At 58.1% G+C, this 26,167-nt stretch carries 27 protein-coding genes; 16 read left to right on the top strand and 11 right to left on the bottom strand.

Features of this window, described 5'->3' with window-relative positions:
* Window positions 1-63: 63 nt before the first annotated feature.
* Complete coding sequence (locus tag AC4FIA_RS16270; RefSeq protein ID WP_490366712.1) at window positions 64-1,500, bottom strand: Glu/Leu/Phe/Val family dehydrogenase; 1,437 nt, start codon at window positions 1,498-1,500, stop codon at window positions 64-66.
* A gap of 469 nt (window positions 1,501-1,969) precedes the next feature.
* On the opposite strand from AC4FIA_RS16270, the gene AC4FIA_RS16275 reads away from it, so the two are divergent.
* The 3 genes from AC4FIA_RS16275 to AC4FIA_RS16285 are packed head-to-tail and all read left to right on the top strand — an operon-like array spanning window position 1,970 to window position 4,597.
* Window positions 1,970-3,331 (top strand): pilus assembly protein TadG-related protein, encoded by a 1,362-nt coding sequence (locus AC4FIA_RS16275; protein WP_490366713.1) that lies wholly within the window; start codon window positions 1,970-1,972, stop codon window positions 3,329-3,331.
* Entirely contained in the window at window positions 3,328-3,864 is a 537-nt protein-coding gene (locus tag AC4FIA_RS16280) for a TadE/TadG family type IV pilus assembly protein (protein WP_490366714.1), read from the top strand. The genes AC4FIA_RS16275 and AC4FIA_RS16280 overlap by 4 nt, the downstream gene beginning before the upstream one ends.
* Before the next feature lie 10 nt (window positions 3,865-3,874).
* Window positions 3,875-4,597, top strand: coding sequence for a TadE/TadG family type IV pilus assembly protein (locus tag AC4FIA_RS16285; RefSeq protein ID WP_490366715.1), 723 nt, complete (start codon window positions 3,875-3,877; stop codon window positions 4,595-4,597).
* A 9-nt stretch (window positions 4,598-4,606) separates the two neighbouring features.
* Here the strand turns inward: AC4FIA_RS16285 and AC4FIA_RS16290 are convergent, their stop codons facing one another.
* Window positions 4,607-5,086: a hypothetical protein gene (locus AC4FIA_RS16290; RefSeq protein WP_490366716.1), complete on the bottom strand. Its 480-nt coding sequence runs from the start codon at window positions 5,084-5,086 to the stop codon at window positions 4,607-4,609.
* 130 nt (window positions 5,087-5,216) lie between these two features.
* Between AC4FIA_RS16290 and AC4FIA_RS16295 the strand changes: the two genes are divergently transcribed.
* The 3 genes from AC4FIA_RS16295 to AC4FIA_RS16305 are packed head-to-tail and all read left to right on the top strand — an operon-like array spanning window position 5,217 to window position 7,713.
* Window positions 5,217-5,900: a haloacid dehalogenase type II gene (locus AC4FIA_RS16295; protein WP_490366717.1), complete on the top strand. Its 684-nt coding sequence runs from the start codon at window positions 5,217-5,219 to the stop codon at window positions 5,898-5,900.
* A complete protein-coding gene (locus AC4FIA_RS16300) occupies window positions 5,900-6,721 on the top strand; it encodes an alpha/beta fold hydrolase (protein WP_490366718.1) in 822 nt (273 codons plus the stop codon). Before AC4FIA_RS16295 ends, AC4FIA_RS16300 begins: the two co-directional genes overlap by 1 nt.
* A gap of 17 nt (window positions 6,722-6,738) precedes the next feature.
* Window positions 6,739-7,713, top strand: a complete 975-nt coding sequence (locus AC4FIA_RS16305; protein WP_490366719.1) for a threonine ammonia-lyase — start codon at window positions 6,739-6,741, stop codon at window positions 7,711-7,713.
* On the opposite strand, the gene AC4FIA_RS16310 is transcribed toward AC4FIA_RS16305, so the two are convergent.
* The 3 genes from AC4FIA_RS16310 to AC4FIA_RS16320 are packed head-to-tail and all read right to left on the bottom strand — an operon-like array spanning window position 7,710 to window position 9,967.
* Window positions 7,710-9,032 (bottom strand): MATE family efflux transporter, encoded by a 1,323-nt coding sequence (locus tag AC4FIA_RS16310; protein ID WP_490366720.1) that lies wholly within the window; start codon window positions 9,030-9,032, stop codon window positions 7,710-7,712. The two genes, AC4FIA_RS16305 and AC4FIA_RS16310, sit on opposite strands and share 4 nt — an antisense overlap.
* Before the next feature lie 3 nt (window positions 9,033-9,035).
* Window positions 9,036-9,545: a PaaI family thioesterase gene (locus AC4FIA_RS16315; protein WP_490366721.1), complete on the bottom strand. Its 510-nt coding sequence runs from the start codon at window positions 9,543-9,545 to the stop codon at window positions 9,036-9,038.
* On the bottom strand, window positions 9,542-9,967 hold the full coding sequence (locus AC4FIA_RS16320) for a PaaI family thioesterase (RefSeq protein ID WP_103908722.1): 426 nt from the start codon (window positions 9,965-9,967) through the stop codon (window positions 9,542-9,544). The genes AC4FIA_RS16315 and AC4FIA_RS16320 overlap by 4 nt, the downstream gene beginning before the upstream one ends.
* A 141-nt stretch (window positions 9,968-10,108) precedes the next feature.
* On the opposite strand from AC4FIA_RS16320, the gene AC4FIA_RS16325 reads away from it, so the two are divergent.
* From AC4FIA_RS16325 to AC4FIA_RS16360, 8 genes are all read left to right on the top strand, one after another.
* The gene (locus AC4FIA_RS16325; protein WP_103908723.1) at window positions 10,109-10,480 is read left to right on the top strand and encodes a MerR family transcriptional regulator; all 372 of its coding nucleotides are present in this window, start codon (window positions 10,109-10,111) and stop codon (window positions 10,478-10,480) included.
* 241 nt (window positions 10,481-10,721) lie between these two features.
* On the top strand, window positions 10,722-11,126 hold the full coding sequence (locus AC4FIA_RS16330; RefSeq protein ID WP_103908724.1) for a MerR family transcriptional regulator: 405 nt from the start codon (window positions 10,722-10,724) through the stop codon (window positions 11,124-11,126).
* Between the two features lie 20 nt (window positions 11,127-11,146).
* Entirely contained in the window at window positions 11,147-12,922 is a 1,776-nt protein-coding gene (locus tag AC4FIA_RS16335) for an acyl-CoA dehydrogenase C-terminal domain-containing protein (protein WP_287476836.1), read from the top strand.
* Window positions 12,923-12,965: 43 nt separating this feature from the next.
* Window positions 12,966-13,178, top strand: a complete 213-nt coding sequence (locus tag AC4FIA_RS16340; protein ID WP_103908726.1) for a hypothetical protein — start codon at window positions 12,966-12,968, stop codon at window positions 13,176-13,178.
* 31 nt (window positions 13,179-13,209) lie between these two features.
* Window positions 13,210-14,349: an acyl-CoA dehydrogenase family protein gene (locus AC4FIA_RS16345; RefSeq protein ID WP_490366722.1), complete on the top strand. Its 1,140-nt coding sequence runs from the start codon at window positions 13,210-13,212 to the stop codon at window positions 14,347-14,349.
* A gap of 304 nt (window positions 14,350-14,653) precedes the next feature.
* Complete coding sequence (locus AC4FIA_RS16350; RefSeq protein WP_287476839.1) at window positions 14,654-15,292, top strand: glutathione S-transferase family protein; 639 nt, start codon at window positions 14,654-14,656, stop codon at window positions 15,290-15,292.
* A 14-nt stretch (window positions 15,293-15,306) separates the two neighbouring features.
* The gene (locus tag AC4FIA_RS16355; protein WP_490366723.1) at window positions 15,307-16,518 is read left to right on the top strand and encodes an acetyl-CoA C-acetyltransferase; all 1,212 of its coding nucleotides are present in this window, start codon (window positions 15,307-15,309) and stop codon (window positions 16,516-16,518) included.
* Between the two features lie 38 nt (window positions 16,519-16,556).
* A complete protein-coding gene (locus AC4FIA_RS16360) occupies window positions 16,557-18,755 on the top strand; it encodes a 3-hydroxyacyl-CoA dehydrogenase NAD-binding domain-containing protein (protein ID WP_490366724.1) in 2,199 nt (732 codons plus the stop codon).
* A gap of 45 nt (window positions 18,756-18,800) precedes the next feature.
* Here AC4FIA_RS16360 and xseA read toward each other — a convergent pair whose 3' ends face one another.
* Window positions 18,801-20,285 carry an exodeoxyribonuclease VII large subunit gene (gene xseA / locus AC4FIA_RS16365; RefSeq protein WP_490366725.1) on the bottom strand — a complete coding sequence of 495 codons (1,485 nt, stop codon included), beginning with the start codon at window positions 20,283-20,285 and terminating at the stop codon, window positions 18,801-18,803.
* A gap of 126 nt (window positions 20,286-20,411) precedes the next feature.
* Between xseA and purD the strand changes: the two genes are divergently transcribed.
* On the top strand, window positions 20,412-21,674 hold the full coding sequence (gene purD / locus AC4FIA_RS16370) for a phosphoribosylamine--glycine ligase (protein WP_287476305.1): 1,263 nt from the start codon (window positions 20,412-20,414) through the stop codon (window positions 21,672-21,674).
* A 49-nt stretch (window positions 21,675-21,723) separates the two neighbouring features.
* On the opposite strand, the gene AC4FIA_RS16375 is transcribed toward purD, so the two are convergent.
* The 4 genes from AC4FIA_RS16375 to AC4FIA_RS16390 all read right to left on the bottom strand — a co-directional run bounded on the left by AC4FIA_RS16375 (window position 21,724) and on the right by AC4FIA_RS16390 (window position 25,161).
* Entirely contained in the window at window positions 21,724-22,698 is a 975-nt protein-coding gene (locus AC4FIA_RS16375) for a quinone oxidoreductase family protein (RefSeq protein WP_103908733.1), read from the bottom strand.
* A gap of 26 nt (window positions 22,699-22,724) precedes the next feature.
* Window positions 22,725-23,399: a class I SAM-dependent methyltransferase gene (locus AC4FIA_RS16380; RefSeq protein ID WP_490366726.1), complete on the bottom strand. Its 675-nt coding sequence runs from the start codon at window positions 23,397-23,399 to the stop codon at window positions 22,725-22,727.
* 3 nt (window positions 23,400-23,402) lie between these two features.
* Window positions 23,403-24,389 carry an NAD(P)H-quinone oxidoreductase gene (locus AC4FIA_RS16385; protein WP_490366727.1) on the bottom strand — a complete coding sequence of 329 codons (987 nt, stop codon included), beginning with the start codon at window positions 24,387-24,389 and terminating at the stop codon, window positions 23,403-23,405.
* Window positions 24,390-24,486: 97 nt separating this feature from the next.
* Window positions 24,487-25,161, bottom strand: coding sequence for a COQ9 family protein (locus AC4FIA_RS16390; protein ID WP_490366728.1), 675 nt, complete (start codon window positions 25,159-25,161; stop codon window positions 24,487-24,489).
* A 132-nt stretch (window positions 25,162-25,293) separates the two neighbouring features.
* Between AC4FIA_RS16390 and rpsU the strand changes: the two genes are divergently transcribed.
* Entirely contained in the window at window positions 25,294-25,500 is a 207-nt protein-coding gene (gene rpsU, locus AC4FIA_RS16395; RefSeq protein ID WP_005614280.1) for a 30S ribosomal protein S21, read from the top strand.
* 77 nt (window positions 25,501-25,577) lie between these two features.
* On the opposite strand, the gene AC4FIA_RS16400 is transcribed toward rpsU, so the two are convergent.
* Complete coding sequence (locus tag AC4FIA_RS16400) at window positions 25,578-26,039, bottom strand: Lrp/AsnC family transcriptional regulator (RefSeq protein WP_287476309.1); 462 nt, start codon at window positions 26,037-26,039, stop codon at window positions 25,578-25,580.
* Between the last annotated feature and the right edge of the window lie 128 nt (window positions 26,040-26,167).

Raw genomic sequence — 26,167 nt, forward strand, 5'->3', positions numbered from 1 at the left:
TGACAGGACATATCGGCGGCGGATCGCCCAGCGCACCGAGGGATAGGTGCGCCGGGCAAGGCCTTATAGACCTTTGGTGTGGTAGCTGCTGACGACCTTACCGATCGACACGATAAAGGCCGCAGTCCGCAAGTCATCAACGTCGTCGCGCGCGTGCCATGTTTCCCGCATGCTTTGATAGGCGGCGCGCATGGTGTCGTCCAAACCGGACCGGACCAGCTCAAGCTCGCCCGCGCCTTTCAGATACTGGGTTTTGAAGTTTTCGCTCGGCTTCCACGCACCTTTGAGCGAGGCAGACAAAGCTTCCAGTTCGTCGATCACCAACTGCTGGCGTGCCTCTTCGGCGCGGCGCTGCATCCGGCCAAAACGGATGTGGCTCAGGTTTTTGACCCACTCAAAGTAGGACACGGTCACACCACCGGCGTTTGCGTACATGTCAGGGATGATTACACAGCCCCGTTCCCGCAGGATCGCATCGGCACCCGATGTCACCGGACCGTTCGCAGCCTCGATGATCAGCGGAGCTTTGATGTACTTCGCGTTGGCGAGGTTGATCACACCTTCCAGGGCCGCCGGGATCAGGATGTCGCACTCTTCTTCCAGAAGCAGCGCGCCATGCTCTACGTATTCGCCACCGGCAAAGCCCTTGACCCCGCCTGTTTCCATGATGTGCGCGCGCACCTCATCTACATCGAGACCGTCCGGATTTTTCAGGCCGCCGTCACGTTCGATAATCCCAACGATTTTGCTGCCGTCCTCGCTCTGAAGAAATTTGGCCGCGTGATAGCCCACGTTACCCAGACCCTGAACTACGATCCGCTTGCCATCAAGCGAGCCTGACAAACCGGCCTTGGCCATATCTTCGGGATGGCGGAAGAATTCGCGCAGCGCATATTGTACGCCTCGACCGGTTGCTTCGACGCGCCCCGCGATACCGCCCGCATTCAGCGGTTTACCGGTAACGCATGCCTTGGCGTTGATGTCAGTGGTGTTCATCCGCGCGTATTGATCAGCGATCCACGCCATTTCACGCTCGCCCGTGCCCATGTCGGGCGCTGGAACGTTCTGGGACGGGTTGATCAGGTCGCGTTTGATCAGCTCGTAGGCGAAGCGACGTGTGATCATTTCCATCTCGTGTTCGTCATATTCGCGTGGATCGATGCAAAGCCCGCCCTTCGAGCCGCCAAATGGTGCCTCAACAAGTGCACATTTGTAGGTCATCAGCGCGGCAAGCGCCTCGACCTCGTCCTGGTTCACGTTCAAAGCAAAGCGGATACCGCCTTTCACCGGCTCCATATGTTCGGAATGAACAGACCGGTACCCTGTAAAGGTCTTCATATCGCCACGAAGCCGTACCCCGAAGCGCACAGTATAGGTCGCGTTACAGACACGAATTTTTTCCGCGAGGCCCGGCGAAATGTCCATCAGGGCCACGGCCCGGTTGTACATATGGTCTACGCTTTCGCGGAAAGTCGGCTCATTGATCGGTGCACTTGCCATTGTTGAACTCTCTCCCATGAGATCAATCTAGAGGTATTTTGCCATAAACGGCGGCAAGAATGATTCGCTTAGGGCGAGTCGGAGAACTTTCAGAAAGTGCTTAGAATTTATCAAAAGATAGCACTCGGAAAATCTTAGGGGCTCTTATTGTTGCGCCTTACGGAACAGAGCAACACTCAACCTTAAGATTACCAAAAAAACCGTAAACAGAGCCATATTTCGCCCCAATTTGAGGCCGCATTTCTGCCTTTTTGCATGCCCATAGACTCTCTCTTGAAACCGGAATTGCGTCGAAAGATATGCGGCCTCCGGTCTTTAGAGATTAGCTCCATACCCTTTGTGGAGAGAAAGGTACGAAATGTGCGAGTTTGAGACTGCCAAGAGACCCTCGGCCCTTCGTCGCCTGCGTGGGACGGCTTCTAACGTGGGCCAGTTCCTGGGACGCTTTAAGACTGATGAAGCAGGTAACATGTCATTTCTGGCTGTTATTGGTTCATTGTCACTGATCGCTTTTGGCGGCATCGGCATTGACCTTATGTATGCAGAGATGAAGCGCACCAAGGTGCAGGCGACGCTGGACCGTGCGGTTCTTGCGGCGACCGACCTTGAGCAGGGCCTCGTCCCCCAAGACGTTATGCAGGACTATTTCGACAAGATGCAGATGCCCGACGCTCTGACATCTGTCGCGGTTAATACCGGTCTGAACTACCGGAACGTGACCGGCACCGCTTATGTCGGTACGCCTTCGAACTTCACCGCGATGCTTGGCCTCGACACATTGGTCGCCGAAGGCACAAGCTCTGCGGAAGAACGTATCTCGAACGTAGAAATTTCGCTCGTTCTGGATATCTCGGGTTCGATGGAAGCGGAAACAACTACCGACGGTACAGACGTCGCTGCGGGCACCACCAAGATCGAGATGCTGCAAACCGCGACAAACACATTCCTGGATACGGTTCTGACCACAGACAACGCAGACCTCGTCTCTGTTTCGCTGGTCCCTTACTCCGAGCATGTGAACGTCGGTCCGGACATCGCCGCCAACCTGAACGTAAACTGGCGCCACGGCTATTCGCACTGCCTCGAATTCCCGCAAACAGACTTCGATTCGGTTGCGCTGGACACGTCGCAGACATTCGAACAGGCGCAGCATTATCAGTGGAACTTCTACGGGTATAACCACGTCGACGACACAGTTTGCCCGCAGTACAGCTATGAACGCGTCACACCGTTCTCGCAGGACATCAACGCGCTGAAAAAGCAGGTTGGTGATCTTCAGCCGCGCGCTGGTACGTCGATCTTCCTGGGCATGAAATGGGGTGCAGCACTGCTGGATCCGTCTATGCGCTCGATTAACTCGACGCTGGCGGCAAACGGCGTAACCGACGCAGCATTCAGCACCCGTCCTGCCGAATATGATGACGAGAATACGCTGAAGACGATCGTTCTTATGACAGACGGCCAGAACAGCAACTCGTACCGGATTTCGGATTTCGCCTACAACGCGGAAAGCGAATACGCGCACTGGGCCAGCAATAACTTCTGGTACTACCTGCAAACGCAGGTCGAGCAGAAGTACTGGGGTTACTACTACTACCAGAAGTACAACGCCGAGCTGGGCGATATCCTGATGGCGAACATCTGTAACGCCGCGAAAGAAGCAGGGATTGTTGTCTGGTCCATCGGCTTCGAGGTGACCGATCACGGCGCCCAGCAAATGGCGAACTGTGCATCCTCGCCGGCTCACTTCTTCCGCGTGGAAGGCGCCGAACTGGAGAAGACTTTCTATTCCATCGGCCGTGCAATTAACCAGTTGAGGCTCACACAATGATCAGTTCGTTCAACACCAAGTTTCGTCGCTTTCTTCAGTCAGAAGAAGGTACTTCGACGGTCTCTTTCGCCCTGTGGGTTCCGGTCTTTGTCGGTCTGGTCGTCTCGGGTCTTGAACTGGCAGCCGTCACGGTCCGCCACACGGTTCTGGAAAGCAGCCTGGACAAAACGGTTCGTGAAGTACGCCTCGGCACCGGTACAATCTACGACCATGCATCGCTTAAGGCTTCGATCTGCGCCAACGCAACAGTCCTGCCTGACTGTGATGCAAACCTGCAGCTGGAAATGGTTCGCCTTGACCTGCGGGATTGGACAACACCGTCCGAAGTCGCTGCCTGCGTAGATACATCTGACGATGTGCAGCCGGTTGTTGCCTTTGAATACGGTCGTGACAACGAACTGATGATGCTGCGTGCGTGCTATCGCTACAAGCCGATTTCGCCCACCACAGCTATGGGTTCGTCCCTGCCGACAGACAGCGAAGGCTACACAGCCATCATCTCGACATCGGCCTTTGTGCAAGAACCGAGTTAAGGAGTAGACAATGTTTAACCTACTGAAAAAACGACTTTCTCGGTTCGCATCGGACTCAGAAGGCTCTATCACGGTCGAAGCGATCATCGTCTTCCCCGTACTGGTCTGGCTGTTCGGCGCGACATGGGTCTACTTCGACGTATCCCGTCAGCAGAGTGTGCACCAGAAAGCCAACTACGTTGTCGGCGACATGATCTCGCGTGAAACAGACCCGATTGACGATGCCTACATCGACTCGTCCTTCGCGCTCTACAACACGCTGACCAAGTCTGATGAACTGTCCGGTGCCATGCGTATCTCGGTCGTGCGTCGTAAAGGGAACCTGGACAACGGGCGGTATGAACTGCAGTGGTCCAAAGTGCGCGGCGACAAACCCGAGATGGTCAATAGCGACCTGACAGGTATGGAGTCCCACCTGCCGATCATGATGGATCAGGACGAAGTTGTGCTGATCGAAACATGGGAAGATTATAACCCGGTGTTTGAAGCAGGTCTCGATGCTTTCGAAATCCAGACCTACTCCTTCACCCGCCCACGTTTCGCACCGCAGATCCTGTATCTCAAAGAGTTCCACGACAACAACGGTTGGGGTAACGGCGACCAGGACGCTGCCGGTAACTCGCTCTGCAACAACAACGCGGAAAACGCCGATGAAGGCGCTGCTGCGCAGGAATGCGTTGAGAACGACAAAGGCAACGCCAACCACGAACGTGGTCAGAAAAAGAAAAGCTAAGCTTTTCGGTCAGAGCTGTCCTTCAGCTCTGGCCACCATTGTCGAAAGAATGTCTGCCATCGGTTTGGTCTGATGGCCCGGGGTTACACCCCCGATTGCCACACGACGACCAAACCGCCACCAAAGACCGGGCCGCCAGCGAAATGCTTGCGGCCCTTTCGTTATCACGACAAAGCCGTTGGACGGTTTCATTGCAAACGTCCCACGTTCGACCTTTTCAATGTCGGCGACGCGGAACAGGACCTCTCCGGTACTGTCGGTCAGGGCCTCTTCCGTCAGATCCAGCGAGGTTTGCGTTGCGCGGTACATGCCCAGCGCCATTAGGAACGCGGCAAGGCTCAGTGCCAGCAGGAAAAGTTGCCAAATCAGCGCCGGTGGCGTCGACAGGCTTACGGACAACAACAAGCCGCCAAGCACCACAAGGGACATGATCCCGAACCAACGACGCCCCGCAGAAGCCGATACGCGCGCAACAATTTTTTCGTCCATTTGCCCTGTCCCCTATTTTCTATCCTTCGCGCTTTAAGCCGGATTAAGCGCAATTGGAATATCGTGCGCATTTTCCGGCTTTCCACCCCGCCCCCTGCATGCCAGTCTCCGACCCGAAGCGGAGGGACATATGACAATCAAGATTTGTATCTTTGACGCCTACGGCACATTGTTCGACGTGAACTCTGCCGCGCGACGCGTTGCGTCCGAACCCGGTCGCGAAGATTTTGCGAAAGCATGGCCTGCCATTTCCGAAAGCTGGCGACGCAAGCAACTTGAATACACCTGGCTCCGCGCGATCACCGACCAACACACCGATTTCTGGGCAGTGACGCAAGACGGGCTGGATTGGGCGCTTGAAAAACACGGCGGCGCGGATGATCCGGAGCTGCGCGAACGCCTGCTTGCACTGTATTGGGAACTGCAGGCCTTTCCCGAGGTCCCTGAGATGCTGGCCGAACTGACAAGCGCGGGGAAAACCTGCGCGATCCTTTCGAACGGCAGCCCCGACATGCTGAATGGCGCGGTGTCCAGCGCGGGACTGGACGCACTTTTGGACAGTGTGTTGTCTGTCGAAACCGTTGGCATCTTCAAACCGTCCTCTAAGGTCTATGACTTGGTGCAAGAGAAGTACAACGTCGCTAAAGACGAGGTTTTGTTCGTCTCTTCAAATGGTTGGGATGCAGCAGGCGCAACAGGTTACGGTTTTCAAACCGCATGGGTAAACCGTGGCGGCGATCCGGTCGACCGGATGCCCCATCGCCCCAAACGCATTCTCAAAGACCTTTCCGAATTAGCAGAACTGGTTCTCTGATGGCTTTCTTCCAAACATCCGACGGCTTGAAACTTTACTACACTGATGAGGGCGAAGGCCTTCCGCTTCTGTGCCTGTCCGGTCTGACCCGCACGGGCGGTGACTTTGACTATGTCGCCCCGCATCTGCCAAACGTGCGCCTGATCCGGATGGATTATCGCGGGCGCGGGCAATCGGAATGGGGCGATCACAGCACCTACAGCATTCCGGTCGAGGCCCGCGACGCAGTCGAATTGCTGAACCATCTTGGCGTGGACAAGGCCGCTGTTTTGGGCACCTCGCGCGGGGGGCTGATCACAATGATGCTGGCCGCCACCGTCAAAGACAGGCTGACCGGCGTGGCCCTGAACGACATCGGTCCCGAACTGGATACCGAGGGCCTTGAGGTCATCATGGGCTATCTGGGCCGGAACCCGACATGGAAAACATGGGAAGAAGCCGCCGAGGCGCGTCCCAAGGTGATGAAAGGTTTCGCCAATGTTCCGGCAGAGCGCTGGATGACCGAGGTGAAGCGCCTCTATCGCGAAACGCCCCAGGGGTTAGTCATCACCTATGATCCCAAATTGCGCGACGCGATCCTTGAAGGCGCGACTCAGCCCACGCCGGACTTATGGCCGCTGTTCGATGCCTTTGCCGGCTTGCCGCTTTGCACCATTCGCGGGGCAAACTCGGACCTTCTGTCGGCTGATACGCTGGACAAAATGCAGGCGAAACGCCCCGACATGATTGCCGCGACAGTGCCGGACCGTGCGCACATCCCCTTCCTTGACGAGCCCGAGGCACTGGATGCCTTGAACCGCTGGCTGAACATGCTGCGCTAAGCGGCACAGGAGACCTTATGAACATCGACATGATCCGCGCGGCGGCGCAACGTCTGGACGGTTACGTGCGCAAAACGCCCCTGCTGTCCTCACCTTTTCTAGACGAAATCGCAGGCCGCAGGGTGCTGGTTAAGCCCGAGTGTCTGCAACACACAGGCAGCTTCAAGTTTCGCGGCGGTTGGTCGGCGGTCTCGGCTCTGGACGCGGATACACGGGCCAAGGGCGTGATCGCGTTTTCATCGGGTAACCACGCGCAGGGCGTGGCCTATGCTGCAAAGAAACACGGTGTGCTGTCGGTCATCATCATGCCGTCCGATGCGCCCAAGCTGAAAATCGACAACACCCGCGCGTTGGGGGCGGAAGTCGTGCTCTATGACCGTGCCAACGAAGATCGCGACGCAATCGGCGATGCGCTTGCCGCGGAACGTGGTCTGACGCTGATTAAACCGTTCGACGAGCCGCAGGTGATTGCAGGGCAAGGCACCGCTGGACTTGAGATCGCGGAACAAGCTGCGGAAATGCGGATATTTGATGCCGAGGTTCTGGTCTGCTGCGGCGGCGGTGGCTTTACCGCGGGCATCGCGCTCGCGCTTGAGGCTGAGGCCCCCAAAATGAAAGTCCGGCCTGTGGAACCAGAAGGGTTCGACGATGTGAAGCGGTCTTTGGCCAGCGGGTCGATCCAACGAAACGACCGCACCAGCGGCAGCCTGTGCGACGCCATCGTTACCCCGCAACCCGGCAACATCACCTTCCCGATCATGGATCGTCTGGTCGGACCCGGCATCGCTGTGTCCGAGGATGACGCCCTGCGCGCTATGGGACTTGCCTTTCAGCGCCTGAAGATTGTCGCCGAACCCGGCGGGGCCGTCGCGCTGGCGGCCGCGTTGTTCCACGGCGACCAGTTGAATAGCGACACGGTGATCGCGACCGTGTCAGGCGGGAATGTAGACGCCGATGTCTTCAAACAGGCGCTGGATACGCTGAACGACTAACCTTTTTGTGGGGCAACCGCTGCGTTTTCCAACGCGGGATAACGCAGCCCCAGCAAAAAGCCTCGATACACAAAACTCAGGATCAGCGCGGCCCAAAGCCCGTGATTTCCAAACAGCGGCATCAGCGCAAAGGCCGTCGCGAAATAGGCGATGGCCGACAACAGCATCATGTTCCGCATGTCCTTGGTGCGCGTCGCGCCGATGAAAATCCCGTCGAGCATCCAAGACGCCAAACCGACCAAGGGGGCGGCAACCATCCATGGCAGGTAATCCATCGCCGTTGCGTTGACCTCTTTCGCCTCTGACATGATCTCGATCATCATCGGGCCGAAAGCGAAAAACACCGCAGCAAGGCCAATGTTGCAGATCAGCCCCCAGAACGACGACAGAATGGACGCGCGGCGCAGGGTGCGCCGATCTGTTGCGCCCATGGCTGCGCCGACCATCGCCTCGGCCGCAAAGGCAAAGCCGTCGAGCGCGTAACCCGTGACGTACAAAAACTGCAAAAGGATCTGGTTCGCTGCCAGCGTCACATCCCCGAACCGCGCGGCGAACATCATGAACGACAGGAAAATGGATTGAAGCGCCGCCGTCCGGATCAGAATATCGCCATTCACCTGCGCAAAGCGGATCAGGCGCACCTTGTCGAACACCCTGCCCCAGTCGCGCCAGTCAGGCACGTTGAACGCGGACCGGCACAGCCACAGGCCAAGTCCCAACGCCGACCATTCCGCCAGAAACGTCGCAAAGGCCACGCCGTTCACGCCCCAGCCAAGGCCTAGCACGAACCACAGGTCCAGCACGATGTTCACACCGTTCATCCACACCTGAAGCGCCAGAACCGCACCTGTGCGTTCCGCCGCGATCAGCCAGCCGAGCAAGCCGTAGATCGCAATGGCAGCAGGTGCCGACCAGATGCGGATTCCCAGATAGCCTGAGGCAAGTTCTTCGACCTCGGGGCTGGCGGGCGACACTTTGAACGCGCCCCAGAACAGCAGCGATTGCGCGGCGATCAGGATCACGCCGGCCCCAAGCCCGATCATCAGAACCCGTGTCAGGATCGCGGCGACTTCGCCCCGATCGCCCTGCCCGCGCGCTTGGGCGGCAAGGCCGGTGGTTCCCATCCGAAGAAAGCCGAAGAACCAGTAGATCGCCGTCAGGATAATCGCGCCAATACCGACAGCCCCGATCGGAGCAGCCTCGCCCATCTGGCCCACAACGCCCGTATCGACGATGCCAAGAATGGGGATGGTCGCATTCGAAATCACGATCGGAATCGCGATTTTCAGAACGCGGGCGTGGGTGACCTCTTGGACCACGTGCTACTTGTCGCTTCGTGGCATCAGGAAATGCGCAGTTGCGTGGGCAATAGGCCGGTCACGGTTGTCTTGCCACGCTTCGACCTGAACGCTGGCGTAACGACGCCCCGAACGGGTTACGCGGGCCCGCGCATAGGCATCGCGCGGCAGACCAGAGCGCAAGTAATCCACCGTAAAATCGATGGTCTTGGGCAAACGCGGCAGGTTTCCGTCGACCATCTCTTCGGGGTCTAGGACGCCATTTTCAACGTCTTCCCACAACCACTGATAGCTAAGCGTAACAATCGCGGTCACCTCAAGGAATGCTGCCGTCACGCCCCCATGAATCGCGGGCAAAAACGGGTTGCCGATGTTTTCATCCCGAAACGGCAGAACCGCTGTCAGCTCATCGCCGCGACGGTCAAAGACAATGCCCATAAACCGGATGTACGGCACGCCCTCGGCCAAGGCACGAAGGGCCGCGTCACGGCGTTGTTTGACAACTTGAACGGGTTCGACTGTGCGGCGGCTCATGACTTGCGCTCCACCGTGAAGGCACCTGTTGCAGTGGCCACGGGGTTTTCGCGATCATCATCCATGGCGGTTGCCCGCACAAAGGCCACGTTGCGGGTGATGTGGGTACAACGCGCCTCGGCCACGATGGTCTGGCCCGGTGTCGCACCGCGCATGTAATCGATGCGCAAATCAATAGTTGCGGTCCCACCGGGTGCTTCGGGATGCGACATCACGCAGGCCCCGCCACAGGTATCCATCAGCGCTGACACAGCCCCACCATGGATCACGCCTGTCTTGGGATCGCCGATCAGGCGTTCGTCATAAGGCATTGTGATGCGGGCAAATCCATCGCCGATTTCTTCAACTTTCATGCCCAGCGCACGGGAATGCGGAATGGCTTCGATGAATTGCCTGGCGATTTTGACTTTGGCCTCATCCATGGGCGGCTCCTTGACAGTTCAGCCTTTATGGTCACTGATCGCCACCCATCGCAAGATTGCTCTTTGCAAAACCGCAGGTGCACAGTTGCCCTTCGTCTGGTCAGGAGCTAGCTTGGTGCCTAACAGAACTTGAGTGATAGTATGTCCGATAACCGCCTCAGCTTCAAAGAAATGTGCGCCAAATTCGATGTGACGCCACGGACATTGCGTTACTACGAATATATCGAATTGCTGCAACCGGACCGCGAGGGGCGTGCACGCTACTATGGACCGCGCGAAGTGGCGCGCATGACGCTGATCATGCGAGGGCGCAAATTCGGGTTCCAGCTGGAAGAAATCCGTCAGTGGCTTCTGATCTACGAAAAAGAAGGCACAGAGGCACAGATGAAAGCCTGGGTCGATATGGCCGACCGTCAGTTGGGCGAACTGGCCGAACAGCGCAAACAGCTGGACGAAGCCATGGATGAGCTTCAGCGCCTGCGCGATGATACCGCGGCCAGCATCGGGCTGTAACACCCCGCACTTTCCGAAATAACTGACTGATTCCGCCGCTGGCGGGGTGTGCAACCGCGTCTGATCTTCTGGATCAGGCGCCTTTTTTCGCTGTGACGCCACGTCGAAATACCGCGCCCCTGCGTCACACCACAAAGTGACGTAACGTATGCATTACGTAAACGTCAGCTATCCTTGTAAGACAGCATCCGACGACGCACTTTTGGTGACAGTTGAACGATTAGGCGCGGGAGGATCCGCCATGACTGACGAAAAAACCATGACGATCCGCGAGATGTGCGAGGCATTCGATGTCACGCCCAGAACGCTGCGATTTTACGAAGCGAAGGAACTGTTGTTCCCCATTCGCGAAGGCCAGAAACGCCTGTTCACCCGTCGCGACCGCGCGCGTCTGAAACTGATTTTGCGAGGTAAGCGTTTCGGCTTCAGCCTCGAAGATATCCGTCAATTGCTGGACCTATATCACATGGGTGACCAGCAACAGACGCAGCTCGCTAAAACATACGAGATCGCACAGGACCGCCTGAAGTCGATGATCGACCAGCGCGACGAACTGAACGAAGCGATCGACGAGTTGAAAGAACAAATGCGTTGGGGCGAAAAAATGCTCGCCTCGATGTCCAATTCCAAAAAAGCCGCTGAATAAGACCCCGAGGGAGGACGACCATGCCCATCTATCAGGCGCCGACAAAAGACATGAATTTCGTGCTGCACGATCTTCTGAAAATTTCCGAAGCCGACATCCCCGGCTACGACGAACTGGACAGCGACACGACACAGGCGATCCTCGAAGAGGCGGCCAAGCTGTGTGAAAACGTACTCGCGCCCTTGAACAAGGTTGGCGACGAAGAAGGCTGCCATCTGGAAAACGGCGTGGTCCGCACGCCTGCAGGTTTCAAAGACGCGTTCGATCAGGTCCGCGAAGGCGGCTGGACGTCGCTGGACTGTGACCCCGAATACGGCGGCCAAGGCCTGCCCTATCTGGTCGCGACAGCGGTTGGCGAAATGTTTTCGTCCGCCAACATGGCGTTCAACATGTATCAGGGCCTGACCCACGGCGCCTACAACGCCATCCACGCCCACGCGTCGGACGAACTGAAGGCGAAATATCTGCCCAAAATGGTGACCTGCGAATGGGGCGGCACCATGAACCTGACCGAACCCCACTGCGGCACAGACCTTGGCCTTATCCGCACCAAAGCGGTTCCGCAGGACGACGGCACATACAAGATCACCGGCAACAAGATCTGGATTTCCGCCGGCGAGCACGACATGTGCGAAAACATCATTCACCTTGTTCTGGCAAAACTGCCGGACGCGCCTGAAGGCGTCAAAGGTATCTCTTTGTTCATCGTGCCCAAGTTCATGGTCAACGACGACGGTTCACTGGGTGAGCGCAACGCAGCAACCTGTGGCGGCCTTGAGAAAAAGATGGGCATCCACGGCAACGCGACTTGCGTCATGAACTACGACGGCGCGACCGGCTATCTGGTTGGCGAGCCGCACAAAGGCATGCGCGCCATGTTCACCATGATGAACGAAGCGCGTCTGGGTGTGGGCCTTCAGGGCTACGCTCAGGGCGCTGTGGCCTACCAGAACGCTTTGGCATTTGCCAAAGACCGCGTTCAGGGCCGTGATGTGACAGGCGTGAAAAACCCCGATGGTCCGGCAGATCCGATCATCGTGCACCCCGACGTGCGCCGGAACCTGATGGATCAGAAATCCTTCATCGAAGGTGCCCGCGCATTCACATTCTGGGGCGCCCAGATGCTGGACCGCGCGCACCGCAACAACGACAAAGACGCAGACGGCCTCGTGTCCCTGCTGACACCGGTCATCAAAGGCTTCCTGACAGACAAAGGCTTTGAAACAACCGTTCTGGCACAGCAAACTCTGGGTGGCTCCGGCTTTACTCAGGAATGGGGTCTGGAACAGTTCGTCCGCGATGCCCGCATCACCATGATCTATGAAGGCACAAACGGCATCCAGTCGCTCGACCTCGTCGGCCGTAAGCTGGGTCAGGACGGCGGCAAGCACGTCATGGCATTCTTCGACATGGTCAAATCCTTCTGCAAGGAACAAGGCGACGTCGAAGGTATGGCAGAGTTTGTCGAGCCTCTGAAAGCCGCGTCCAAGGACCTTCAGGCAGCGGGCATGTACTTCATGCAGCACGGCATGAAGAACCCGAACAATGCCCTGTCCGGCTCCTATGACTTCATGCACCTCTTTGGTCACGTCTGCCTTGGCATGATGTGGGCGAAAATGGCCCGCGCATCGCTGGATGCTCTGGCCGCAGATGCCTCCGACAAAGAGTTCTACGAGACCAAGCTGGCGACCGGCCGCTACTACATGGCCCGTCAACTGCCCATGACCGCAACACATCTGGCCCGCATCCAAACAGGCGCAGATACCGTTATGGCTCTGGACGCCGCCAGCTTCTGATCACAGGATGGGTGGGAAACCACCCATCTTATCCGAGGAATGAATGCCCAAACGTTTTCGTCTGACACGCCGTTTTCCCGTTTCCATGACCGAAGATGGCTATCGACGTCTGAAAAAGTTCGCCAGTGAGGCGGGTTTGGACGAAGGCGAGGCTCTCAGTTTCCTCTTTGAAAACTTCGGCAGCGTGACAGACGAAGACGCGCTGACGCACAGACTTAGGTTGTTCAACGCCGAATTGGACAAACGAAAACGCTGACACATCGCAACCCTTGGGGAGGGGGAGCTGCATGACTTCAGGCTGGATGACAGACGAGCACAAAATGCTCGCAGATATGACCGCAGACTTCATCAACGAACGCTGGGTCCCGCGCTATGGCGAATGGCGCAAAAACGGTCAAATGGATCGCGGCATCTGGCAAGAGGCCGCCGAACTCGGCCTGCTTTGCCCCTCGGTCCCCGAAGAATACGGCGGCGCCGGTGGTGACTTCGGCCACGAAGCCGTCATCCTGATGGAAGCTGCCCGCGCCAATCTGGCAAGCTGGGGACACGGCATCCACTCTGGCATTGTGGCCCATTACATCCTGACCTATGGCACGGAAGAGCAGAAAAAGCGCTGGTTGCCAAAGCTGTGTACGGGCGAAATGGTCGGCGCTCTGGCCATGACCGAACCCTCGACCGGATCGGACGTTCAGCGCATCAAAACCAAAGCCGTCAAACAAGGCAACGCCTACCGCCTGTCGGGCCAGAAAACCTTCATCACCAACGGCCAGCACGCAAACCTGATTTTGGTCGCGGCGAAAACCGACCCGTCGCAAGGCGCGAAAGGTATCAGCCTGATGGCTGTCGAAACCGACACCGCAGAAGGGTTCACGCGCGGCCGAAACCTGGAAAAAATCGGCTGCCATGCAGCGGATACGTCCGAGCTGTTTTTCGACAATGTCGAACTTCCACCAGAAAACCTTTTGGGCGGCGTCGAGTCGCGCGGTTTTTATCAAATGATGGAACAGCTGCCCCAGGAACGCCTGATCATCGGTTGCGGGGCCGTCGGCGCAATGGAAGGCGCGGTTGAGCGCACCATCGCCTACTGCAAAGAGCGCGAAGCTTTTGGCGGACCTCTCACCCAATTCCAGAACACCCGTTTCAAACTGGCAGAATGCCAGACCAAAACAACGGTCGCACGGTGTTTCCTTGATCAATGCATCGCCGAACACCTGCGCGGCGAATTGAGCGTCGAGAAGGCGGCGATGTCGAAATATTGGTTGTCCGACACGCAGGGTGAAGTGCTTGACGAATGCGTCCAGCTTCACGGCGGTTACGGCTATATGCAAGAATACGCCGTTGCGGAAATGTGGGCAGATGCCCGCGTCCAGCGGATTTACGGTGGCACCAACGAGATCATGAAAGAACTGATCGCGAGGAGTCTTTGATGCCGTCGGATTTTGAGTATTTTGAGACAGATGAAGCAGCACTGGCTTGCGCAGAAAACCACGCGCGCCAGCCTGCCCCAAATCTGCTTGGCGCTCCGGCCCTTTCACGGGATTTACCCTACAAGGCGGAAGCACCGCGCTTCACCTGTCACGGTCATCGGCTCTCCAGCCTGTACCGTAGATCCAGACCTAGCTTAGCGAAGTTAGCAAATGGTTATTCTGGGACAGGCTTCGTGTTTCATCTGTCCACAAATACTCAAAATAACCCCATTCACCCAAAGCGCATCGGCGGAGGTATTTTTCCATGACCATCAAACTTCACTGCTTTGGCGAGAGCGGTCATTCATACAAGGCGGCCCTCGCCCTTGAGCTTTCCGGCCTTGAATGGGAACCGGTGTTCATCGACTTTTTCAAGGGTCAAACACGGGGTGACGACTACCGTGGTGAATTGAATGTCATGGGCGAAGCGCCTGTTTTGATTGATGGTGATGTCACTCTGTCGCAATCGGGTGTGATCCAGACCTACCTCAGTGAGAAGACCGGCAAATTCGGCGGCAACACCCCAGAAGAAAAGCTGGAAATCCTCCGCTGGATCCTGTGGGACAACCACAAGCTTTCGAGCCAGGCTGGCGTAACCCGTTTTCTGATGAACTTCGTGCCCGAAGACAAACGTCCGCAAGAGGTGATCACCTTCACCCAAGGCCGTCTGAAATCCGCGTATCAGGTTCTGGATGCCCACTTGACGGGACGTGACTGGATTGTTGGTCGCGACGTCACGAATGCGGACCTGACCTGTTGCGGCTACCTCTTTTACCCAGAACCCTTCGGCTTTCAGCGCGAAGACTGGCCCCATATCGACGCTTGGCTGACGCGCATCAGCGCCCTGCCCGGCTGGAAACACCCCTATGACCTGATGCCCGGCAATCCGTCGGATCGGGCCTGATTAAGGAGACCATGATGACCGAAGCCTATATTTACGATGCGATCCGCACGCCGCGCGGCAAGGGCCGCAAGGATGGCTCGCTGCATGAAGTGACCTCGGCGCGTCTGAGCGCTCAGGTCCTGAACGGCCTGAAAGACCGCAACAACCTTGAAGGTCATGCGGTTGAGGACGTGATCTGGGGCAACGTGACCCAAGTTGGCGAACAGGGCGGATGCCTTGCGCGGACTGCGGTTCTGGCGTCCGAACTGGATGAATCTATCCCGGGCCTTGCGATCAACCGTTTCTGTGCGTCTGGTATGGAGGCCGTGAACCTTGCCGCGAACCAAGTCAAAGGCGGTGCAGGTGATGCGTATATCGCCGGTGGTGTTGAAATGATGGGTCGTGTGGCCATGGGCTCGGACGGCGCGGCAATTGCTGTTGATCCGTCGATTGCCATGGACACCTATTTTGTCCCGCAGGGTATTTCGGCAGACATCATTGCCACCGAATATGGTTTCACTCGTGATGACGCGGACGCGCTGGCGGTCGAAAGCCAGAAGCGTGCAGCGGCCGCTTGGGCTGACAACCGCTTTGCGAAATCCATCTTGGAAGTGCGCGACCAAAACGGCCTGACCATTCTGGACAAGGACGAATACATGCGTCCTGGCACAGACATGCAGGCGCTGGGGTCTCTGGCCCCGTCGTTCCAGCAGATGGGTGAGGTCATGCCCGGCTTTGATGCGGTCGCGCTGATGAAATACCCGCATCTGGAACGCATCAATCACATCCACCACGCAGGCAACTCGTCCGGTATTGTGGACGGTGCGGCTGGCGTTCTGATCGGCAACAAGGAATTCGGCGAGAAATACGACATCAAGCCACGCGCGCGCATCCGTGCGACGGCCAAAATCGGTACAGACCCGACCATCATGCTGACAGGCCCAGTGCCCGTTACCGAGAAGATCCTTGCCGACAATGGCATGTCCATTTCGGACATTGATCTGTTCGAAGTGAACGAAGCTTTCGCATCGGTTGTTCTGCGCTTCATGCAGGCCTTCAACATGGATCAGGACAAGGTGAACGTGAACGGCGGCTCGATCGCTATGGGTCACCCGCTGGGGGCCACAGGTGCGATCATCATCGGTACGCTTCTGGACGAGCTTGAGCGCACAGGTCAGGGCGTCGGCCTTGCCACGCTGTGCATCGCATCCGGCATGGGTGCGGCCACTATCATCGAGCGCGTGTAATCCGCGATACAGACCTTCACCCTGACAGGGAAAAAGACATGACTGAATTTACAATGGAAAAAGGCGCCGACGGCGTCGCAGTGATCACCTGGGACGTCCCGGGCAAATCCATGAACGTTCTGAGCTTTGACGGTCTGCGCGAACTGGATGCGCATATCGACGACGCTTTGGCAGATGACGCGGTCAAAGGCGTTGTTATCACCTCGGGCAAAGACACCTTTGCAGCCGGCATGGACCTGAACGTTCTGGCCAAGATGAAGGAACAGGCGGGCGACGATCCGGCGCGTGGCCTGTTTGACGGCATCATGCAGATGCACGGCGCACTGCGCAAAATCGAACGCGCGGGCATGGATGCGAAAACCAACAAGGGCGGCAAGCCAATTGCAGCCGCTCTGCCGGGCACCGCATTGGGCATCGGTCTGGAAATTCCACTGGCGTGTCACCGCATCTTCTGTGTGCCTGACCCCAAGGCTAAAATCGGTCTGCCGGAAATCATGATCGGCATCTTCCCGGGCGCTGGCGGCACAACCCGAATGGTCCGCAAGATGGGCGCGATGGCGGCATCGCCGTTCCTTCTGGAAGGCAAGCTGTCCAACCCGATCAAGGCCAAATCGGCTGGCATCATCGACGAAGTTGTCGCTGATCCGGTTGCCGAAGCCAAAGAGTGGGTTCTGAAAGCGGGCGATAAAGACATCGTCAAACCGTGGGATGAAAAGGGCTACAAAATGCCTGGCGGTGCGCCGTATCACCCCGCTGGCTTTATGACGTTTGTTGGTGCCTCTGCGATGGTCAACGGCAAAACCAAGGGCGTCTATCCGGCGGCCAAGGCGCTTCTGTCCGCTGTCTACGAAGGTGCGATGGTGCCCTTCGACACGGCCCTGAAGATCGAAGCACGCTGGTTCGTGAACGTTCTGATGAACCCGTCGTCATCCGCGATGATCCGTTCGCTGTTCATCAACAAAGGCGCGCTGGAAAAAGGTGCTGTGCGTCCGGCAGATGTGGCAGACCAGTCTGTCAAGAAAGTCGGCGTTCTGGGTGCGGGCATGATGGGCGCGGGCATTGCGCTGGTGTCGGCACTGGCCGGTATCGAAGTTGTCCTGATCGACCAGAAACAGGAAGCTGCGGACAAAGGCAAAGCCTATTCCGAGACCTATCTGGACAAGGGCATCAAGCGTAAGAAGATCACCGAGGACAAGAAAGAAAAGGTTCTTGGCCTGATCAACGCGACCACAGATTATGCCGCTCTGGAAGGCGCGGACCTGATCATCGAGGCCGTGTTCGAAGACCCTGCGATCAAGGCGGAAGTCACCGCCAAAGTCGAAGCTGTGATTGGCGAAGACTGCATCTTTGCGACCAACACGTCGACCCTGCCGATCTCTGATCTGGCCAAGGCGTCCAAGCGCCCTGAACAGTTCATCGGCATCCACTTCTTCTCGCCGGTCGAGAAGATGATGCTGGTCGAGATCATCAAAGGTAAGGAAACCGGTGATCGCGCGGTTGCCAAGGCGCTGGACTACGTTCGCCAGATCAAGAAGACACCGATCGTTGTGAACGACGCGCGCTTCTTCTACGCCAACCGCTGCATCATCCCCTACATCAACGAAGGCATCCGCATGGTTGCCGAGGGCATCAACCCCGCGCTGATCGAAAACGCAGCCAAGCTGGTTGGTATGCCTTTGGGTCCGCTTCAGCTCGTTGATGAAACCTCAATCGATCTGGGTGCGAAAATCGCCCGCGCGACAAAGGCTGCGATGGGCGATGCATACCCTGATGCCGCTGTTGACGATGTGATCTTCTGGATGGAAGGCGAAGGTCGTCTGGGCCGCAAGGCAAACGCGGGCTTCTATGCCTATGACGAAAAGGGCAAGCGCGTCGGTCTCTGGGGTGGTCTTGAGGCCAAATACCCTGTCGCAGACGATCAGCCTGACCTGACCGAAGTGCAGCACCGCCTGCTGTTCGCTCAGTCGCTGGAAGCCGTTCGTGCGCTGGAAGAAGGCGTTCTGATGGACATCCGCGAAGGTGACGTTGGTGCGATCCTTGGCTGGGGCTTTGCGCCTTGGTCCGGCGGTCCGCTATCGTGGCTGGACATCATCGGCGCGCCCTATGCCGCCGAGCGTTGCGATCAGCTTGAAGCCAAGCACGGCGCACGCTTTGCCTGCCCGCCGCTGCTGCGCGAAATGGCCGACAAGGGCCAGAGCTTCTACGGTCGTTTTTCGCCGGAAACAGACGCAGCCTAAATACAAAAAGGGCGGGGATTTCCCCGCCCTTTTCATTTTGAATGGTTAGAAGAGCGAGCCCTGTTCCGGGGCTTTCTTTTTGGGTGACGCCTTTTTCGGCACGCTGCCCCCGATCCGCATTTTCCCGTCATTGAATTCGATCTCAAGCCCGCCTGCTTTCTCGGCCTCGGCTTTGGTCGTCACAACTTGGCCCTCGGCCCGCACGACGGCATATCCCCGTTTCAGCGTCGCCTTATAGCCCAGCGTTTCGCGCAGACGATCCAGCGCATCCAGACGTTCGCGGCGTTTGCCAGTGCTTTGCTGGAACGCCGCATCCAACCTGCGCGACAGATCCGCGACACGCTCGGATTTCTGCGCCACGTCTCGCTGCACAATCCGCGGGTCCAGACGCGCCCCAATCTGGGCAACACGGCGGGTTTCTTCCGCCAGACGCGACCGCAGCATCGCGGGCCGCAGGCTGCCTGCGGTTTCTGACAGGACGACACGGCGCGTTTGCACCCCACGTGTCAGCGCGGCAGGCAAACGATCCGAGATGGTGTCCAACCTCTGACGCGGGCCATCCAACAACATGTCAGCGCGCGGCAAGGCACGGGACAGATCGCGCAACCGCTGATCCCGCAGTTCCAGACGCTGTGTGATCGCACGGCTCAGACGCGCCTGCACCTCGTCCGTCCATGCCAACAAATCACGCCGCACAGGCACGGCCAGTTCCGCCGCTGCCGTTGGCGTCGGCGCGCGCTGGTCCGATACGAAGTCGATCAGCGTGGTGTCCGTTTCGTGCCCCACCGCCGAAATCAACGGAATGTCTGAGGCCGCAGCCGCCCGCGCCACGCTTTCTTCGTTAAAGCCCCAAAGGTCCTCAATCGATCCACCGCCGCGCGCCACGATCAGAAGATCAGGACGCGGCAGCGCGCCGCCGGGCGTCAACTGGTTGAACCCTTCAATCGCGCGGGTCACCTCGGGCGCACATTTCGCGCCCTGCACGGCCACCGGCCAGATCAGCACCTTGCGCGGGAAACGGTCGCGCAGACGATGAAGGATATCGCGGATGACGGCCCCTGACGGCGATGTCACAACGCCGATGATCTCGGGCAGAAACGGCAGCGGCTTTTTCCGGCTGGCGTCAAACAGTCCCTCGGACTGCAAAAGCGCCTTGCGCTTTTCCAGCATCGCCATCAGCGCACCGGCACCGGCAGGGCGCATATCCTCGATCACGATCTGGTATTTGGACTGACCAGGGAACGTCGTCAGACGCCCTGTGGCGATAACCTCCATCCCTTCTTCGGGCTGGGTCTGCAGGCGGCTGGCCACGCCTTTCCACATCACACCCGAAATGACGGCCTTATCGTCTTTCAAATCCAGATAGATATGCCCCGAACGCGGGCGCGACACGCGACCGACCTCGCCCTTGACCCGGACAAAGCCGAACTCGCCCTCAATCACCCGTTTGACGGCACCGGACAATTCCGAGACGGAAAATTCCGGCGTATTGCCGTCGCCTTCCTCGGGGCCGTCGTCCAACAAATCCATGGTTATCCTCGTGCTTGGTTGTGCCTACACTACCCATCCGCCCCAGAAAGGAAAAGCACCACATCTTGCGCCAAAGCCCTGCGCCGGATAGGAGGGCGCAACAGCGCAAATAAAGGGACTTTGGCCATGAACATCCTGATCCTCGGTTCGGGCGGACGTGAACATGCACTGGCGTGGGCCGTTATGCAGAACCCCAAGTGCGATAAGCTGATCGTGGCCCCCGGAAACGCAGGCATCGCACAGATCGCCGATTGCGCGTCCTTTGACGTCAATGACGGTGGCGTTGTGGTCACCTTTGCCGAAGAAAACGCGATTGATCTGGTCATCGTCGGCCCCGAGGCCCCGCTGGCCGCTGGCGTGGCCGACGCGCTGCGCAACGCATCCATTCCTGTCTTTGGCCCATCTGCCGCGGCGGCCAAGCTGGAAGCCTCCAAAAGCTTTACCAAAGAAATCTGCGACGCGGCAAAGGCCCCGACGGCGGGCTACGCGCATTTCACCGATCTGGCGTCCGCCAAAGCCTATGTCACCGAACAGGGCATGCCGCTGGTCATCAAGGCCGATGGTCTGGCCGCGGGCAAAGGCGTAATCATCCCCGAAACACTGGACGAAGCCCTTGCCGCGCTGGACGATATGTTCGGCGGTGCCTTTGGCGAAGCTGGCGCAGAGGTCGTGATCGAAGAATTCATGACCGGCGAAGAAGCATCCTACTTCATTCTGGTCGACGGCGAAACAGTGCTGCCCATCGGCACCGCGCAAGACCACAAACGCGTTGGTGAAGGCGACACGGGTCCCAATACTGGCGGCATGGGTGCCTATTCCCCTGCCCCCGTGCTGACCGACGAGATCGCACAGAAAGCGCTGGACGAAATCATCAAGCCGACCATGGCCGAAATGGCACGTCGCGGCACGCCCTATCAGGGTGTTCTCTATGCCGGCCTGATGATCGAAAACGGCCAGCCGCGTCTGGTGGAATACAACGTGCGCTTTGGCGATCCCGAGTGTCAGGTTCTGATGCTACGCCTTGGGGCACAGGCGCTGGACCTGATCCACGCATGTGCAGAAGGCCGTCTGGCGGAAGCTCAGGTCAACTGGGCGGATGACCACGCGATGACCGTGGTGCTGGCGGCCAGCGGCTATCCGGGTTCCTACGAAAAGGGCACCGCGATCAACGGTCTGGATGCTATTACCGAAGATAGCTTCAACGTAATGTTCCACGCAGGCACTTCCGAAAAAGACGGTCAGGTCGTCGCCACGGGTGGCCGCGTTCTGAACGCCACGGCGCGCGGCGCAACGCTGCAAGAAGCCCGCGATCGGGCCTATGCGTTGGTGGATGCTGTGGATTGGCCCGAAGGCTTCTGCCGCCGCGATATCGGCTGGCGCGCGCTTTAATCAGCTTTGAAAGGCGCGAAGGGGTAAGGCCCCTCGCGCCTTTTTTCTATCAGATCGTCAGAACGGTCGAACCGGTCGTCTTCCGCGCCTCAAGCGAGCGATGGGCGTCGGCCACCTGATCCAGCGGGAAACGCTGATCAATCCGGATTTTCACATCCCCACTCAGAACCTTGGCAAACAACTGCTGCGCCATATCCTGACATGTGGCGTGATCCGCGATGTGCGTGAACAGCGTCGGACGCGTGATTTTAAGCGATCCTTTCGCCCCCAGCGTCCCGATATTGAACGGCGGCACCGCGCCCGAGGCATTGCCGAAGGAAATCATCATGCCCAGCGGCTTCAGGCAATCGAGCGATCCTTCGAACGTGTCCTTCCCGACCGAGTCCATCACCACATCGACGCCTTTGCCATCGGTCAATTCCTTGACCTTGGCGACCCAGTCCTCGTCCCGATAATTGATGCAGTCGGATGCACCATGATCCAGCGCCAACTGGCATTTCTCATCGGTGCCTGCGGTGCCGATCAACCGGATGCCTTCTGATTTGGCCCACTGACAGGCGATCAGGCCCACGCCACCGGCAGCGGCGTGAAACAGAACCGTATCACCAGCCTTCAGCGGTGTTGTGCGATGGAACAGGTACTGTGTTGTCAGCCCCTTCAGCATCATCGCGGCACCTTCCTCGAAGGAAATACCATCGGGCAACGGACAGACCTGCGCAGCGGGCATCACGCGCGCTTCGCAATAGGCGCCCGGCGGCTGGCTGGCATAAGCTACGCGGTCACCGACCTTCAGATGCGTCACGCCTTCGCCCACGGCATCGACGACGCCGGATGCTTCCATCCCCATCGCATGGGGCAGGTTCATCGGGTAAAGGCCGCTGCGCTGGTAGCAGTCGATAAAGTTCAGGCCGCAGACCTTGTGATTGATGCGCACCTCGCCTGCTGCGGGGTCACCAACGGGGCGATCTTCGATCTGCAACACCTCGGGACCACCGTGTTCATGCATCACTACGGTTTTTGCCATGCCTTACTCCCTCTAAAAGACGCGTGTCAGCTATCAGGCGCGCGGGTCATTTCGATGCCCACAGCCTGCTCTGAGAAAGAGATGTAGCGAAAACTGTCGGACGGCAAGCTCTCTTCCAGTGCTTTCCATTCGTGATGGCGCCAACCGGGATATCCATAAAGTTCGTCAAACAGCAAAACCGATCCCGCCACCAACCGTGGCTTGATCGCATCCAGCACAAAGCGCGTGGGCGTGTAGGTGTCCAGATCAAGGTGCGCAAAGACCACGGCCTGCCCTTTGTGATCCTCCAGCCAGCCCGGCACCGTGTCCTGCACCCAGCCTTTGACCAGTTTTACGCCATCCGCAACCTCGGGCAGTTCACCCTTCAACGTAAACCGCCCCGCCTGCCCGCCTTTGGCATGGCCGGTCCAGTCCTCTTCCAGCCCTTCGAAGCTGTCAAAGCCCCAGATGACCGCACCGGATTTTTTCAGCTGACGCGAAAACAGGTTCACGCCATGCCCGCGCCACACGCCGAATTCGGCGAACAGCCCGTCTGTGCCCAAGGACTCAATCGCGCGGTTGATGCAGTATTTGCGGATGTTGCGTTTGTCGGGGAACAGCATCGCCCCCGACATGTGATCTTTGAACGTCTCGAAACTGTCCTGAATGGCATATTCGCCCAACAGATCGAGCGGCGTCTTCTGAGGTGTGTCTTCGGACAACCCTCAGCCTCCGACCTTCAGCACGATTTTACCGATGTGGGTCGATCCTTCCATCCGCGCGTGCGCGTCAGCGGCCTGATCCAGCGCGTATTCACTGTCCATGACAGGGGCGATTTTGCCCGCCGACAACAGTGGCCAGACCTGTTCGCGCAGCGCATCGGCAATGCGGGCCTTGGCCAGATCGCTTTGCGGGCGCAGGGTTGATCCCGTGATCGTCAGACGACGCATCATCACCTGGGCAAAGTTCAGTTCCACCTTCGGCCCTTGCAAAAACGCGATCTGCACGAGACGGCCGTCATTGGCGAGGCTTTTGACGTTCTTGGGCAGATAGCTGCCGCCAACCATATCAAGGATCACATCAGCACCACCTTCAGCGCGGATGACCTCGACAAAATCCTCTTCGCGGTAGTTGATGGCGCGTTCCGCCCCCAGCTCTTCGCAAATCCGGCATTTGTCGGCGTTGCCTGCCGTGGTGAACACACGCGCGCCAAAGTGGCTGGCCAGTTGGATTGACGTCGTCCCGATGCCCGATGATCCACCGTGAACCAAAAACTTCTCGCCCGCTTTCAGGCCCCCACGCTGGAACACATTGGACCAGACGGTGAAGAAGGTTTCCGGCACGCAAGCAGCCTCTTTCATGCCCATGCCTTCAGGAACAGGCAGACAGTGGGCGGCGGGCGTCGTTGCGTATTCTGCGTAACCGCCGCCCGGCAGCAGGGCACAAACCTTATCGCCTACGCTGATACCGCTGACGCCCTCGCCCACAGCCACCACCTCGCCCGAGGCCTCAAGCCCCGGCAGATCGGACGCTTCGGGCGGCGGAGCGTAAAGGCCCGCACGCTGCAGCGCATCGGGACGGTTCACACCGGCATAGGCAATTTTCAACAGCACATCGCCGTGGCCCGGCTGCGGAATTTCCCGCTCGACCGGTTTCAGAACCTCGGGCCCGCCCGCTTCGGTGATTTCAACAGCCCGCATCGTTTTCGTCATAGTCGTCCTCCGCTTTGGCGGAACTTTGGCCGATCCGGAATGAAAGAACAATCGCGCGGAATGGACGCATCCCTTTGTCTGGCCTTGGTCTGGGGACTTAGCCAAGATGCCCCGGCAAATCAGACGGGTCCGTCTTGGGCGCTTTGACGCGGGACAGGAAAGCATTCGGGAACGCCATCAGCCCTTTGGTCAGCGGATTGCTGTTCACCGCCGCCTTGAACTTTTCAAAGCGCATGACGTCTTCGATCCGGCGATCCAGAAATTCCCAAGTCGCGGAATGATCGGGCGAGTCATCCCCCAGCCAGAACAACACGGTCGAGGAATAGACGCCGGAAAGTGTCGCGCGTTTTGTGTACCAGTTCACATCGTCCGAGGTGTCGCCCAAAGCCGTCCAGATCGCATCTGTTGTACCCCAGATCAGTTTGGCGCCATCGGCTGCGTGCGTCGGCAAAGCAAACAGCGTGGTGCCACGGCGCACAACCTCGCGGTCATCGACGGCTTCGATCCGGTGACGGACCGCAGCGGCGACCTTATCGCGGAACCGGTATCCCTCCATCGGGTCGGCATCGATTCGGCGCAGCATCTCGGCGTCGCCTGCTTTGTGATAGGCCACGGCCAGATCAACCGCCCCACGCGGGAAAAGGCCACGGGCCACGATAGGATCAACATCACTGTCCTGAACAGCCGCATCAAAGCTGGCCTGAGACCAGCCATCAAACGGAACATGCATCAAAATAGCGTCCAAAAGCTGTGTTTGGGGATCATCGGACATGGCGTGGTTTCCTTCAACTCAGTGGCAATTCAGGCCCCTTGGCCCCACACTAGACAAGTTAGGCGCGACTTGCTATACGGCCACCTCCTGCAATTCCTTGCAACTCAAACTTAGAAAGGTGGTGAAAACCACATGCAGGTTAGTGTTCGCGACAACAACGTCGATCAGGCGCTTCGTGCCCTGAAGAAAAAGCTGCAGCGTGAGGGTGTCTTCCGTGAAATGAAGCTTAAGCAACATTTCGAGAAGCCGTCCGAGAAAAAAGCGCGCGAGAAGGCTGAAGCGATCCGCCGTGCCCGTAAACTGGCACGCAAAAAGGCGCAGCGTGAAGGTCTGCTCTAAGCAGTTTTTCAGACACTGTTATGAATTTGACGACCCCCGAGGTGCAAACCTTTCGGGGGTTTGTCTTTTTTAAAGGGTCAGACAGGCAGCGCCGTTGTCCGGAAAACCGTGCGCAGGGCAAAGCTTGATTGCATCTGACGGACATGGGGCAGCCGCGCAAGATACTGGCGATGGATGCGCGCGAAGTCATCGGTGTCTTCTGCCACGATTTTCAGGATGTAGTCCGCCGTGCCAGCCATCAGATGACATTCCAGAATTTCCGGCACGCGTTTTACGGCGGTTTCAAACGCCTCAAGCACTTCGTCCGCCTGCCCTGTCAGGGTGATTTCAACAAAGACCGTTGTGGGCAGCCCCAGTTTGCGGGCGTCCAGCAGCGCGACGTAATCCTTGATGAAGCCCTCGGCCTCTAGCCTTTGGACGCGTCTGTGACACGCAGATGCCGACAGATTCACCTTTTCTGCAAGGTCCGCGTTCGACATGCGCCCGACCTTTTGCAGCGCACGCAGGATTCGGCGATCCATATCGTCCAAAGCGGACATGACTGTATTCCTTTCGCTTGAGCGCCAACAATTCGAAGATTCTTCGAAACTTGCGGTTTAGCAGGCCAGATCAGGAACAAAGTTGCAAGCAAACTCCTTCATCCTAGGTGCAGTAGGACAAACGGGAG

It is taken from the genome of Thalassococcus sp., assembly GCF_982780845.1.

Coding starts and splice junctions, on each gene's coding strand:
- AC4FIA_RS16270 (WP_490366712.1), bottom strand. CDS start 1,500: ATGGCAAGTGCACCGATCAATGAGCCGACTTTCCGCGAAAGCGTAGAC.
- AC4FIA_RS16275 (WP_490366713.1), top strand. CDS start 1,970: ATGTCATTTCTGGCTGTTATTGGTTCATTGTCACTGATCGCTTTTGGC.
- AC4FIA_RS16280 (WP_490366714.1), top strand. CDS start 3,328: ATGATCAGTTCGTTCAACACCAAGTTTCGTCGCTTTCTTCAGTCAGAA.
- AC4FIA_RS16285 (WP_490366715.1), top strand. CDS start 3,875: ATGTTTAACCTACTGAAAAAACGACTTTCTCGGTTCGCATCGGACTCA.
- AC4FIA_RS16290 (WP_490366716.1), bottom strand. CDS start 5,086: ATGGACGAAAAAATTGTTGCGCGCGTATCGGCTTCTGCGGGGCGTCGT.
- AC4FIA_RS16295 (WP_490366717.1), top strand. CDS start 5,217: ATGACAATCAAGATTTGTATCTTTGACGCCTACGGCACATTGTTCGAC.
- AC4FIA_RS16300 (WP_490366718.1), top strand. CDS start 5,900: ATGGCTTTCTTCCAAACATCCGACGGCTTGAAACTTTACTACACTGAT.
- AC4FIA_RS16305 (WP_490366719.1), top strand. CDS start 6,739: ATGAACATCGACATGATCCGCGCGGCGGCGCAACGTCTGGACGGTTAC.
- AC4FIA_RS16315 (WP_490366721.1), bottom strand. CDS start 9,545: ATGAGCCGCCGCACAGTCGAACCCGTTCAAGTTGTCAAACAACGCCGT.
- AC4FIA_RS16320 (WP_103908722.1), bottom strand. CDS start 9,967: ATGGATGAGGCCAAAGTCAAAATCGCCAGGCAATTCATCGAAGCCATT.
- AC4FIA_RS16325 (WP_103908723.1), top strand. CDS start 10,109: ATGTCCGATAACCGCCTCAGCTTCAAAGAAATGTGCGCCAAATTCGAT.
- AC4FIA_RS16330 (WP_103908724.1), top strand. CDS start 10,722: ATGACTGACGAAAAAACCATGACGATCCGCGAGATGTGCGAGGCATTC.
- AC4FIA_RS16335 (WP_287476836.1), top strand. CDS start 11,147: ATGCCCATCTATCAGGCGCCGACAAAAGACATGAATTTCGTGCTGCAC.
- AC4FIA_RS16340 (WP_103908726.1), top strand. CDS start 12,966: ATGCCCAAACGTTTTCGTCTGACACGCCGTTTTCCCGTTTCCATGACC.
- AC4FIA_RS16345 (WP_490366722.1), top strand. CDS start 13,210: ATGACTTCAGGCTGGATGACAGACGAGCACAAAATGCTCGCAGATATG.
- AC4FIA_RS16350 (WP_287476839.1), top strand. CDS start 14,654: ATGACCATCAAACTTCACTGCTTTGGCGAGAGCGGTCATTCATACAAG.
- AC4FIA_RS16355 (WP_490366723.1), top strand. CDS start 15,307: ATGACCGAAGCCTATATTTACGATGCGATCCGCACGCCGCGCGGCAAG.
- AC4FIA_RS16360 (WP_490366724.1), top strand. CDS start 16,557: ATGACTGAATTTACAATGGAAAAAGGCGCCGACGGCGTCGCAGTGATC.
- xseA (WP_490366725.1), bottom strand. CDS start 20,285: ATGGATTTGTTGGACGACGGCCCCGAGGAAGGCGACGGCAATACGCCG.
- purD (WP_287476305.1), top strand. CDS start 20,412: ATGAACATCCTGATCCTCGGTTCGGGCGGACGTGAACATGCACTGGCG.
- AC4FIA_RS16375 (WP_103908733.1), bottom strand. CDS start 22,698: ATGGCAAAAACCGTAGTGATGCATGAACACGGTGGTCCCGAGGTGTTG.
- AC4FIA_RS16385 (WP_490366727.1), bottom strand. CDS start 24,389: ATGACGAAAACGATGCGGGCTGTTGAAATCACCGAAGCGGGCGGGCCC.
- AC4FIA_RS16390 (WP_490366728.1), bottom strand. CDS start 25,161: ATGTCCGATGATCCCCAAACACAGCTTTTGGACGCTATTTTGATGCAT.
- rpsU (WP_005614280.1), top strand. CDS start 25,294: ATGCAGGTTAGTGTTCGCGACAACAACGTCGATCAGGCGCTTCGTGCC.
- AC4FIA_RS16400 (WP_287476309.1), bottom strand. CDS start 26,039: ATGTCCGCTTTGGACGATATGGATCGCCGAATCCTGCGTGCGCTGCAA.